This is a genomic window from Acinetobacter sp. B-6 (assembly GCF_056930735.1).
In genome coordinates this window covers 71,496-83,357 of sequence record NZ_JBXPBY010000006.1, presented here as the reverse complement: position 1 = coordinate 83,357, position 11,862 = coordinate 71,496, and the positions used below count along the sequence as shown (strand labels likewise).

Below are 11,862 nucleotides of genomic sequence, written 5' to 3'. Positions count from 1 at the left end.
AAAAAATTGAACACAATTTTTATATAGCCTCTTTTGCGCTATTTATTGTTTGTCTCTCATTTCAGGAGTCGCAATGGGCAAGAATTTTTCAGAATTAGAAAATAATTCTGCCAAACGCCTGATTGGTATTGGAGCTGTAATTCTTCTGCATCTGATCATTCTTTATGGACTGATTACAGGATTGTCTAAGCATGTGGAAAAGCCGACTGATAAGCCAGTTGAATTACTCATCATTCAGGACAAAAAGCCTGAACCAGAAAAACCAAAACCTATTGAAAAACCACCTGAGCTTCCAAAGTTAGTGGAGAAAGTATTAAAAACACCCGATCCAAAACCTCGTGAAAAACAGGTGCAAAAAACCAATCCAGATTCGAAACCTCAGGAAAAACCAACTGAAAAGCCAACACAGAAAACATCTGAAAGCCCAGAGTCTACACCAACCCAAAAAACAGAGTCAGAGCAGAAATCTGATCCTACGCCAAAATCCAAACCTGCTGGTGAAACACGTGGTGTTTCTCGTGGTGAAGCGGGCTGTAAAAAGCCTGATTATCCAAGGGAGTCTTTACAGAGTGAAGAACAAGGTGAAGTTCTTATTTCAGTCTTTGTTGGTGCTGATGGCAAAGTTAAAGAAGCCAAAGTTAAAAAATCGAGTGGTAGTAAAGCTTTAGATAGAGCAGCTTCAAAAGCTTTCAGTTTATGTACTTTCAAACCTGCCTTGAAGAATGGTGAACCTCAAGATTCTTGGTATGACATTCCCTATGAATTTGTAATGAATTAATTAAAAAATTGGAGATCCTGAATGAATAAAATGATGAAAACTGTCCGACTTTTTGCATTAACAAGTGTTTTAGCAGGTACCAGTGTACTGCCTATTTCTAGCGTATTTGCAGAAGAAACAGTTACAGCAACAGCAGTTCAAACTACTGAAAATGCCAATAATAGTGCCCATACCCCACCACCTCAACCTGCTACAAGTCAAGCTGTTCACAATCCTTATGGCTTAGAAGCGTTATGGCGTGAAGGCGATATCGTTGCTAAATCGACCTTATTTATCTTGGTGCTGATGTCGATTGGTACATGGTACATCATGGTGACCAAGTTTATCCAACAAGCCAAGATCAAACGTCAGGGAAAAGAAGTTGAAGCTAAATTTTGGGATGCAGCTTCGATTGACCATGCAGCAGAAACATTAAATGAAACAAGTGCATACCGTTTTATTGCAGAAAAAGGGATTCATTCAACAAAAAAACATGGAGGTAATTTACTAGAGCGTATTGATTTTAATACATGGGTCACGATTTCGATTCAACGTGCCATAGATAAAATCCAAAGTCATTTAAGTGGTGGCTTGGCATTCTTGGCGACAGTAGGTTCAACTGCTCCTTTTGTGGGGTTATTTGGGACGGTTTGGGGAATTTACCATGCCTTGACCGCAATCGGAATTTCAGGACAGGCATCCATTGATAAAGTTGCTGGTCCTGTGGGCGAAGCCTTAATCATGACTGCAATCGGTCTTGCTGTCGCAGTACCTGCCGTACTCGGCTATAACTGGCTCACTCGACGTAACAAAGCAGTTTTGGACAATGTTCGTACTTTTGGTTCTGATCTGCACACAGTGTTATTGAGTGGTGAAATCAAAAATACCGATGATCTTAAATAATATAAACAATAATACGAGGTATTTAGCATGGGAATGAGCGTAAATTCAGAGGGCGATGAAGATGATGTAATTTCAGCCATCAATACCACACCATTGGTTGATATTATGTTGGTCTTGCTGATTATCTTTTTAATTACTGTGCCGGTTGCCATACATACAGTGCCAGTCAAATTACCTGAGGAAAAAAATACACCTTATGTGACCAAGCCCATCAATATTCAAATTGCAGTCAATAAAGCAGGTGATATTTTTTGGAACGAAAAATATATTGCAGACAAAACTACGTTGATCAGTCGTTTACAGGTGGAAGCTCAGAAACGCCCTCAGCCTGAGGTACACATTCGGGGAGATCAAGTCACCAAATTTGAGGCAATTGATGAAGTCATTAGTGCGACCAAACAGGCAGGTATTGGCAAAATTGCCTTTGTGACCACTCCTGTTGCTGCACCATGATCAAATAAGAGGAATATTTTATGGCGATGAATGTTGGTTCAAATAAAGATGATGATGTCATGTTGGATGTCAATATGACACCGCTTATCGATGTCATGCTGGTCTTGCTCATCATGTTCATCATTACTATCCCGATCCCCAATAATGCGATTAATATTAATTTACCTAATGGCAATCCTCCACCCAATCAAGATCAACCACTAGAGCCAATCAATTTGAGAATTGATCCACAAGGTAAAATTTTTTGGAATAATCAAGAGGTGGAAAACAAACAAGCGTTGGAAGTTTTATTGGCAAGTGTTGCACAAAAATCTGATCAAGATCAGATCAAAGTACAACCTGACCAATTCACTGAATATAAAGATGTCGCGATGGTTATGGCAGCAGCACAACGCTTAAATGTGAAAAAAATTGCCATTGCAACAAATCATTAAATCATAAACTCAAACTGAATCACGCATAGATCAATCTATGAGTGATTCTAAAGCCACTTGAATTTTAAGAAAAAACTTATTAAACCACATCTTACTTACTGCTTTGCTGCCAAATTTGATATAAATGAAAAGGCAGATCCAATTTTAATTGAACAAATTGTAAGCCATCTTGCTGTTGTGGAGGCTGTCTAAGTTGTACAGCCACCTGTTCAGTCGATAAACCATAAGGTTCTGCATCAGAATTGGAATAAGCATAGACAATTTTCTCCACGCCAACCATCCGCATTGCAGCCAAACACATTGGGCAAGGCTGACCACTTGCATAGACCACACAATCTTTTAAAGATAAACGTTGTAATTTCTGGCAAGCTTGGCGTACTGCGTTCAGTTCTGCATGCGAAGTCGGATCATTGTGAGCTAAAATCTGATTAACGCCTGTACTCACTAGCTCGCCTTGATAAACAATAACTGCACCGAAAGGACGACCACCTTTCTCAACATTTTCTCTAGCAAGATTCACGGCGTATTGTAAAAACTCAATATCCTGCATGCTTTCATCTTCTCTTAAATAGCTTAAATTTCAGGCAACATCAGTGAGCAAAAGGTTTAAACTTTTTTAACAAACTCAGATTTCAACTTCATTTGACCAATACCCTCAATTTTACAATCGATATCATGACCATCACTACTATCTGTAAGCAAACGAATACTTTTAACTTTAGTACCCACTTTTACCACTGAAGATGAACCTTTGATTTTTAAATCTTTAATGACAGTAACAGCATCGCCATCTGCCAAAATATTACCTACAGCATCTTTGATGACAACTTGCTCTTCAGCTTGTGATAACTCACCTTCTTTCCATTCATAACTACATTCAGGGCAAATCAACAAATCACCGTCTTCATAGGTATATTCAGAACTACATTTTGGGCAGTTAGGCAATGACATGATTCACTCCTATAATATTAAAAAAGAAGCATCATAACATCTATCCATTTTTCATCAACTTAAAACCCCTAACAAATATAAGGAATAATAAACATCATGACGAGACTTGATGATTCAGCACCTCAAGCAGTACTGTCAGATGATTATGATCTTCATTCTTGACAGCAGTTAATAAAGTCATTGAACCCTGTTGACCCCATTGTCGTAGTTGTTCTAAATGTGCCTGTTGTTGCTCTAATTCAGCCTTATATTTCAGTCTAAATTCGTCCCAACGATGCTCAATATCTTGGTGATACCATTTTCTTAAATCATTTGAAGGTGTAATTTCTTTAAGCCACACATCAATATGTGCATTTTCTTTTTTTATTCCGCGCGGCCATAAACGATCCACAAGAATACGTTTTCCATCTTTTTCAGACACTTCCTCATAGATACGCTTTGTATAAATTGTCACTTTTATTAAACTCTACTGGTCTATTTTTTATTGATCAGGAATAGTTGGATTGACTAAAAGACCGAGAAGCTGCAGCGATTCTTGCCAGCCTAAATAACAAGCTTCAACAGGAATGACTTCAGGAATACCCGACTGAGTAATATTTACTTCTGTTCCCACAAGCACACTTTTTATTTCAATGATGACTTCAATTTCACCAGCCAATTCAGGATTATCAAAACGATCAAAATAACGTATCCGTTGATTCGGAATAAGTTCCGCATACGTTCCGCCGAACGAATGAATTGAACCCGTTGAAAAATTGGTAAATGACATTCGATATGAACCACCCTCTGTGGCATCCATATGATGTATTTTGGCGGTGAAACCATGCGGTGGCATCCACTTAACCAGTGCATCTGGGTCTAAAAATGCTTTATAAACACGTTCAGGTGGTGCACTAAAAACACGATGCAATTTTACAGTATTACTCATCTTTTACATCCTTGATTATTTATTCTTGTTAAATATCTAGTTTAGCGCTGTAAATTATTGGTATTTGTATGGCTTTAGTAGTTTGAAACTTAAAAAAGAAAAGCATATCTCTTTGGATATGCTCTATAAATAATTGATCTCAATTTAATTGTTGATCATCACTCTCTTCGATATCAAAGACATAAGTTGTACATCCCCAACCATCATATTCACCATCGAACTGCTCGGCAATCTTAGTAAACCATTGTTCTAAGTCCACAATATCCTCATATTCTGGAAAAAGATTGACATAGATGGTAATCACCCATTCATTAGGATGTACTTCTTCATCTAAATACAGTGATATTTTTTGTTCTTCAAGCAACAGAGAAATCGCACATTTTTCAGCAAGTTCCTGTGTCTTGAAATACATTGAGAATTCAAGCTCATGTATTTCGTCTAAATCATCACCATCTTCGTGCATTTGCCAAAGTAGATTACCATTATCATCTTCTGGAAATTTTTCAAAATCACGAGTCATGGCAGCGTCCTCTTATAGGGTTTTAAAATAGGATGACTTTAAAAATAACAAAACTTTATGACAGTTTTAAAATATTGCCTATTCGCACACAAATTACTACTTTTATTTGGCTTTGTTTTGTAATAAAAAATGAATTAATTCTATGATTAATAAAAATTCCTAAGGCTTACTGGCGGTTACTAAGTCGTGCTAAAACCAATACTCAAAGGTGAACAATGACACATTTTAATAATCATCAATTGCAGGAAATTCGTTTACTTCTTCAACATAACCGTAAAGTTGAAGCAGTTAAATATGTTAAAGATCACTCAAATTTAGGTTTAAAAGAGTCCAAAGACTTTGTTGATCAATTTGAAAATCAGGCGCAATTTTTTTACAGTGAATACGCTCATCAGAACACAGATGATTTAAATACGCCTCAAACGATACAACATCATGAAATTCTATCGCTCATCCAACAAGGTCGTAAGATTGAAGCAATAAAATTGGTCATGGACCAAAGTCATCTGGGTCTAAAAGATGCTAAAGATTTTGTGGAGGAATTAGCTGAGAATCCTGATTCTAACATTCTCGACTTTGAATCTGACCAGGATTTTTATCAGCATTCTCATCCTCAGTACAAATCTATTCAAACTAACTACAGCACAGGTGAAATTTTTATTTTATATCAGGATGGTCATAAAGAACGCATTGATGAACATCATCCTGACTGGGATGATATTATGGATCAATTTGCGGGTGGAGCAAGCTATGATTCAGCAACGGATTATCTTACCGCTATGCAAACAAGAACCCAGAAAACCACAACAGATGCCACGCTTCACGCGCACACACGTCCAAGCGCCTCAATAAGCCCATTGGTAGGAATTGAAGATCAATCGAAGAAAAAACGTTCACCTTTGTTTATCATTGTTATCGTGATCATTATTGCATTCATACTCTACTTGTTAAGCACCCGCTAAGAAAAACATGCATCTAAAAAATCAACATCTTAGGGTTTTAAATAGTTTTCTAAATAGATTATAAAGTACATTACATAGAATCAATCATTTGATCACTAACAATATGACCATTATTTAAAGCAATAATGCGATCAACAGACACCATTGTTTCTGGTCGATGAGCAATAATGATTCTAGTAATCCTGAGTGCTTTAATCATGTCGTTAATTTCTTTCTCTTTGATGATATCTAAATGGCTCGTTGCCTCATCCAAAAATAAAATCTTAGGCTTTCTATACAATGCTCTTGCTAATAATACTCTCTGTTTTTGCCCTCCAGATAAAATATTTCCCATATCACCTACTAATGTCTGATATCCCATAGGCATAGCCATAATTTCATCATGTATTGAAACCATTCTTGCACATTGTTCAACCCAATTTTGCCCAACATTTTCATCAAAAAAACTAATATTTTCAAGAATTGAACCTGCAAACAACACATCATCTTGGGCAACATAGGCGATAAAATGCCTGAGTTGATTAACACCAAGGCTCTTTATGCTTTGCTCACCAATTTTAATTTCCCCATGCTCAGGTGTTAAATTACCTAACAGTAAATTCATCAGTGTAGTTTTTCCACAACCCGTAGGACCGACAATTGCTACAGATTGTCCTTCTGGAATATTAAAGTTAATACCATGAATAATCCAAGATTCATCTTCTGAATATCTGAATCTCAGAGACCTGACATCAATTTCTGTTTTTTGTAGTTCTGAGGACTCAGGAATAGATAAATAACTTTCTGTTTTTTCTTGTTCAGTAAGTACGATATCCGCTAGACGTTCACCATGTAGACTAAGCATTCTTACTTCAACATACTTATCAATGAGAGAACTTACTCTCCCACCGAACTGATTTTTATAGGCAATAAAAGCCATTAAAATACCAACAGTAAATTCGCCCTCAATGACTAAAGTTGCGCCTAACCATATGATAACAATATTCTGTAAGCCAAATAATAATGTATTTACAAACCCAAACATGAGATTTAGCTTCTGTGTTGTCAATCCAGCATTAATCTGGTTTACAAATAAGTTTAACCATGTTGCTTGTCTATAGTCCTGTTTTTCAAATTGTTTGATTGCTTTTACGCCACGCATTGTTTCCATAAAATGAGTATTTTGCTTTGCAGCATGGACAATTTGATCTTCTGTCGCTCGTCTTAAAGGGTAATACCAAATCCAGCGTATAATCGCATACAATAACATCGAAATTACTGCAATCCATGCTAGTTTTGGACTATATACAAACATTAGTATTAATGTAAAAATTGTCATCAACCCATCAAGAATGGCTGTAATAAATGATGTTGTTAGCGTTCTTTGAATTGCATCAATCGAGCCAAATCTGGAAATAATATCCCCTAAATGACGTTTCTGAAAAAAAGTGGTTGGTAAGTTAACAAGATGATGAAAAATATTGGCTTTCCATTGTACATTCAATGTGGTTGCCATATGCATAACCACCCATGCTTGTAGCAAGCTAATTAAGCTACTCAATATTATTAACAGGCCAAAACCGATTGCCAAGGTCGTGAGTAAGTTTAAATCAGCAGAAACAATTGCATGGTCAATCACCCATTGCATAAAGAATGGACTGACGAGAGAGAAAACTTCTAGGACTAAAGCAAGAATCAGAATTTGCCCTAAAGATTTCCATAATCCTCTAATTTCACCAAATAATTTAAAAATACGAATACTTGTTTTATCTTTTTTTTCTTCGAAGTCAGAATCGGGCCATAACTCTAAAGCAATCCCTGTAAAATGCGATGAAGCCTGATCGTAGGTAAATACTTTTTCCCCAAAAGCTGGATCAACAATCGTTATTTTTGTTGCTGATACATTTTTTAAAACCACAAAATGATTTAAATTCCAATGTAAAATACATGGCAGTCTTAATTGATTTAACTCCTCCAGTTCAAGCTTGAGCGGGCGAGTCGTAAGATGCAATTTATTGGCTATCTTAACCAAAGTTGTAAGTGTTGCTCCTTTTTGAGATATAGGATATCTCTGTCTTAATGTTAAAAGGTCTGATTCATAACCATAATAGCCTGCAATCATTGCGAGGCAAGCTAACCCACATTCTGATGACTCTGTTTGTAGTATTACAGGAATTTTTCGACCTAGACCTAAAGATAAACGATCAAGATAACGCATGGACTATAGTTTTCCTGTAATACTAAACAATGGTTCTAAAACCCACTCATACAATTTACGCTTTTCATGCATAATATCTCCTTCAAGGGTCATTCCCGCTTGTAAAGGCATATCCTTTCCATAAGCTTTTACCATCTGTTTATCAAGTTTTGCTCTTACCAAATACACGGGTTCATTATTGAGTTGTTCTTGTGGAGAAATAGTCCCTATTGCTTTTAAATCTTGACTTGCCAATGCCGTTTTTGCTACAGATAAAATCTGCGCTTTCGCATGACCAAATTTTTGATAAGGGTATGCTTGATAACGTAATAAAACCTGATCACCTTCTTTAACAAACCCAATTGCACGGCTAGGCACATAAAATTGTGCAATTAAAGGGGTATTTTCGGGAAGAATAACCAATAAGGGTTTAGATAAATCAACAAATTGCCCTACCTCGGCATTAACCGTACTCACCACTCCAGATGTATGCGCTTGTATTGCGATCTGCTGTCTAGATTGCATTTCAATGAATTCTTGAGTATTTGTAGACGACAAGCGTTCTAACTGTTCAATTTCATTATTCTGCTTATTCTTCAATCCACCTAGATTGATATACTGTTCATTTAACTGTTTCTCAAAAGTTATTCTTTCACGCTGTAATGATTCATATTGATCAAGTTGACTTAAAAAATCTGCTTTTTTTGTTTCAAACTCTTCATTTGATGTTGCGTTCAGCTTAAATGCTTGTTCGTAACGCTCTTGATTTACTTTAGCTAAATTGACGCGATTTTTTTGATTTAGAATTAAATTATCCATCTTTATTAAGTTTTCTTTTAATAAATTTATTTGGTTTAACGTTGTTTCTCTTTCATTTTTGTGAAGTAAACGCAATCGTATAATTTCATTACGAATCGACAGCTCTTTTAATTGAGTTTGTTTAGATAAAGCTGCAGTAATATCACCATGTTCTCCATAGTTAGTTGTTGATATGACAAAAAGAATATCTCCTTGTTTAACCATTTGTCCTTCATACACATTCTTTTTAACAATAGTGCCCTGCTGGGTGGCATAAACTTGAATTAATCCAGATTGTGGAATCAATTGACCTTGTACCGTACTGCGTTTGGTATAACTTCCCCATATAGCAAAAGCAACAATAATTAACGCAATGGACAATGCGCAAATTGTTAAGAAAGTAAAACTAAATGGGCGAGAGAGAATAATGCTTCCCGTCCATCGAGTTATTTTTGCATCAAAGACTTCTTTACGAAATAAGTTTGAACTCATCTAAAAATTCACGTCACAAGACCAATAATATTTTCCAAAGCCAATTGGAAAAGAAGTTTTTTTATTTTATCTGCTGGATAATTATTGAATTGAGCAACTATATCCGCAACGAATGAATACCGATGTTCGAACAAATACTGAATCAGTTGTAAACTTATTGTATCTACATTGAGTTTATTTCCATTAATAATGACGAAACCATCATCAAATACATATACTAAGTTTGCATTTAAGCAAAGCTTTTGATCTTCTTCTAACTGCCCAATTTTACCATTACCTAAAATATCTAAAGATAATGTTGATGGTACATGATGATTTACCATATGATGCATCATAAAGCTTTCATAATACTTCCTATCTTTAATAATCTCTGAAACTTGATTACTAATATCCTGAATCATCTTTGCATCATGTTCATAATCACTAAAATTTCTACGACAATCTAAAATACTCGGAATCTCATTTTGCAACCATTGCATGTATTCAAAGCCTGTAGGTGCAAAAGTAGCAACCGCCAGATGAAAAGTTTCTTCATCAAGTGGCAATGGATCATGCCACCAACCACGTGGTATATATAAAATATCTCCAGCTTCTAAAATAACATCCATATAAATCTCTTCAGGCTCTTTTATATCTGAGAAATATTTAGTTTGTTGCATATACAAGGGAAATTCAAAATTAGGTTTCCTCAAAATCCATCGTTTTCTTCCTAATAACTGTACCGCATAAACATCTCGTGTATCCCAATGACTCTTATAAGAGGACTTTGAACTAAATGCAGCATATCCACCCGTTATTGTATGTGCTTCTGCAAAACTGGCAACTTGTCTACTTATATTATCTACAAATGGTTCATTTTTAATTCTATTGTAAACTAAAGTTGCACCATTCCTAAGATATTCATAAAGAACTGATGTAATACATTTATACTCAACCACCCCTAAGTTATTATATACTTCAACATATTTATCTTTAGAAACTTCATAACCATCCATTAATTTAAAATTAATATGTGATATATCAGCACGGCTATACAACTCATTTACATCATTCCATGTGAGCTCCTGTTTATGAATTGCTTTCTTGAATAAATACGGCTCTTTATACAAAAATTTTTCTCTAAACTTTCTTTGATTAAAATTAAAGTTAACAATCATTAAATTACACCAAATTATAAAAATTAATAAAAAATATTAGCAAGTTGAAATAGTGATAAAATTAAAAAATGAAACAGAACCAATATTAATAAAATAAATTTAAAAATATGATAAATCACTTAAAAAATATTCAAGTAAAAACAACAAACTAAGCTTAAAGTCTAGCTATTAATAGACCTCTTGCTTTAGTCAAAATTTAAGTAGGTATGGTCTTTGATTTAAAAGATATTACATAAAACCTAAATGACCAAAAAACCTACTTTCGCAAGAGGGCTAATGTTTAAATATTAATAGTTTCCACCATCTTTACCACCTCTCCCATAATTAGTGCCATCATTACAATAGTCATTTCCTGCAACACAAGCACTATAAGCTGTAAAGGCTGCACCAGCAACGGCCCAAGGCCCTCCTAAAGGAGACACACCTAAAAATACTGCTGCAGCCAAGCATTCACCACTTGCACCACTTACTAATTCTAATTCAATTAAAGAAAGTTCTTTCATATTAAAATCCTCTGTAAAAATTAACCTAATATAGGTACTTATAATTTAAAACCTGCATTTTTAATCTTAAAAATTAAATATCGCTCCCATAAAATTAAAAAACCAATAAAAATACAAATAAAAATATTAATATTTTGATACCACAATAAAATAATTAAAATTGAAGAAAAAAAAATAGAAGTTAAAGCAAAATAAATAGGGTTTAAACTTACTGTCCTCAACTCTAACATCAATAAAAAATTAAAAAAATTCATATATAATCCAAATCAATACTAGACCAAATAATACACTTAACTCTAATAAAACCCCCATTTTCTACCATATTACTAAAACATAAACACCACCTCAACAATAAATTAAAACAAAAGTTAAACAGTTAATGAAATATAATAAAAACCCACCAACAATAGCTAAAATACAAATTTAAATACATAACAACTCAATAAGTTTCATATTTATTAAAAACAGTTTTTACAAAATACCTAGCAAACATACCAGCACATATAAAAAACAAAATAGACAAGATATTTTTAAAAATAATTAATAATTCAAATTCATTAAAAAGAAAAAAAATCAAAGCAAAAGAAAAACTTATTATTATCGATAAAAATAAGCTATTTTTGTATTTTTCTTTTGAAGATTTTTCCACAAACTTATACCCACAAAAAATCAACAATAAATTAAAAATTATCACTGATATTTCTATACTATTATTGATATTTAATAATTTTAGAGAAACCCCTATAGCTACTACTATAAAAAAAACAAAAATTGTCCTAGAAAAACCATAGATAATATAACTCATATTCATAATATTATTAAACCCTA

At 34.3% G+C, this 11,862-nt stretch carries 15 protein-coding genes; 5 read left to right on the top strand and 10 right to left on the bottom strand.

Features of this window, described 5'->3' with window-relative positions; translation table 11 throughout:
- Positions 1-73: 73 nt before the first annotated feature.
- The 4 genes from AC1Z3T_RS09075 to AC1Z3T_RS09060 are packed head-to-tail and all read left to right on the top strand — an operon-like array spanning position 74 to position 2,547.
- Positions 74-778, top strand: coding sequence for a TonB family protein (locus AC1Z3T_RS09075; protein WP_199958544.1), 705 nt, complete (start codon positions 74-76; stop codon positions 776-778).
- 21 nt (positions 779-799) lie between these two features.
- On the top strand, positions 800-1,660 hold the full coding sequence (locus AC1Z3T_RS09070) for a MotA/TolQ/ExbB proton channel family protein (protein ID WP_151798706.1): 861 nt from the start codon (positions 800-802) through the stop codon (positions 1,658-1,660).
- 27 nt (positions 1,661-1,687) lie between these two features.
- On the top strand, positions 1,688-2,113 hold the full coding sequence (locus AC1Z3T_RS09065; protein WP_005033400.1) for an ExbD/TolR family protein: 426 nt from the start codon (positions 1,688-1,690) through the stop codon (positions 2,111-2,113).
- A 20-nt stretch (positions 2,114-2,133) separates the two neighbouring features.
- Positions 2,134-2,547 (top strand): ExbD/TolR family protein, encoded by a 414-nt coding sequence (locus tag AC1Z3T_RS09060; RefSeq protein ID WP_009585886.1) that lies wholly within the window; start codon positions 2,134-2,136, stop codon positions 2,545-2,547.
- A gap of 91 nt (positions 2,548-2,638) precedes the next feature.
- Here the strand turns inward: AC1Z3T_RS09060 and AC1Z3T_RS09055 are convergent, their stop codons facing one another.
- The 5 genes from AC1Z3T_RS09055 to AC1Z3T_RS09035 all read right to left on the bottom strand — a co-directional run bounded on the left by AC1Z3T_RS09055 (position 2,639) and on the right by AC1Z3T_RS09035 (position 4,946).
- Positions 2,639-3,097 carry a nucleoside deaminase gene (locus tag AC1Z3T_RS09055; RefSeq protein WP_005033406.1) on the bottom strand — a complete coding sequence of 153 codons (459 nt, stop codon included), beginning with the start codon at positions 3,095-3,097 and terminating at the stop codon, positions 2,639-2,641.
- 56 nt (positions 3,098-3,153) lie between these two features.
- Complete coding sequence (locus AC1Z3T_RS09050) at positions 3,154-3,498, bottom strand: zinc ribbon domain-containing protein YjdM (RefSeq protein ID WP_005033408.1); 345 nt, start codon at positions 3,496-3,498, stop codon at positions 3,154-3,156.
- Between the two features lie 94 nt (positions 3,499-3,592).
- Positions 3,593-3,952 (bottom strand): DUF488 domain-containing protein, encoded by a 360-nt coding sequence (locus AC1Z3T_RS09045; RefSeq protein ID WP_483396591.1) that lies wholly within the window; start codon positions 3,950-3,952, stop codon positions 3,593-3,595.
- Between the two features lie 27 nt (positions 3,953-3,979).
- Positions 3,980-4,426: an SRPBCC family protein gene (locus tag AC1Z3T_RS09040; RefSeq protein WP_005033414.1), complete on the bottom strand. Its 447-nt coding sequence runs from the start codon at positions 4,424-4,426 to the stop codon at positions 3,980-3,982.
- 139 nt (positions 4,427-4,565) lie between these two features.
- Entirely contained in the window at positions 4,566-4,946 is a 381-nt protein-coding gene (locus AC1Z3T_RS09035; protein ID WP_005033416.1) for a ribonuclease E inhibitor RraB, read from the bottom strand.
- A gap of 215 nt (positions 4,947-5,161) precedes the next feature.
- On the opposite strand from AC1Z3T_RS09035, the gene AC1Z3T_RS09030 reads away from it, so the two are divergent.
- Complete coding sequence (locus tag AC1Z3T_RS09030) at positions 5,162-5,908, top strand: 50S ribosomal protein L7/L12 (protein WP_483396590.1); 747 nt, start codon at positions 5,162-5,164, stop codon at positions 5,906-5,908.
- 70 nt (positions 5,909-5,978) lie between these two features.
- Here the strand turns inward: AC1Z3T_RS09030 and AC1Z3T_RS09025 are convergent, their stop codons facing one another.
- From AC1Z3T_RS09025 to AC1Z3T_RS09005, 5 genes are all read right to left on the bottom strand, one after another.
- The gene (locus tag AC1Z3T_RS09025) at positions 5,979-8,105 is read right to left on the bottom strand and encodes a peptidase domain-containing ABC transporter (protein ID WP_483396589.1); all 2,127 of its coding nucleotides are present in this window, start codon (positions 8,103-8,105) and stop codon (positions 5,979-5,981) included.
- Positions 8,106-8,108: 3 nt separating this feature from the next.
- Positions 8,109-9,374: an HlyD family secretion protein gene (locus AC1Z3T_RS09020; RefSeq protein WP_394893550.1), complete on the bottom strand. Its 1,266-nt coding sequence runs from the start codon at positions 9,372-9,374 to the stop codon at positions 8,109-8,111.
- 8 nt (positions 9,375-9,382) lie between these two features.
- The gene (locus tag AC1Z3T_RS09015) at positions 9,383-10,531 is read right to left on the bottom strand and encodes a JmjC domain-containing protein (RefSeq protein ID WP_483396588.1); all 1,149 of its coding nucleotides are present in this window, start codon (positions 10,529-10,531) and stop codon (positions 9,383-9,385) included.
- A gap of 287 nt (positions 10,532-10,818) precedes the next feature.
- Positions 10,819-11,034: a hypothetical protein gene (locus AC1Z3T_RS09010; RefSeq protein WP_004829817.1), complete on the bottom strand. Its 216-nt coding sequence runs from the start codon at positions 11,032-11,034 to the stop codon at positions 10,819-10,821.
- 439 nt (positions 11,035-11,473) lie between these two features.
- Positions 11,474-11,845 (bottom strand): hypothetical protein, encoded by a 372-nt coding sequence (locus AC1Z3T_RS09005; RefSeq protein WP_483396586.1) that lies wholly within the window; start codon positions 11,843-11,845, stop codon positions 11,474-11,476.
- Positions 11,846-11,862: the final 17 nt, after the last annotated feature.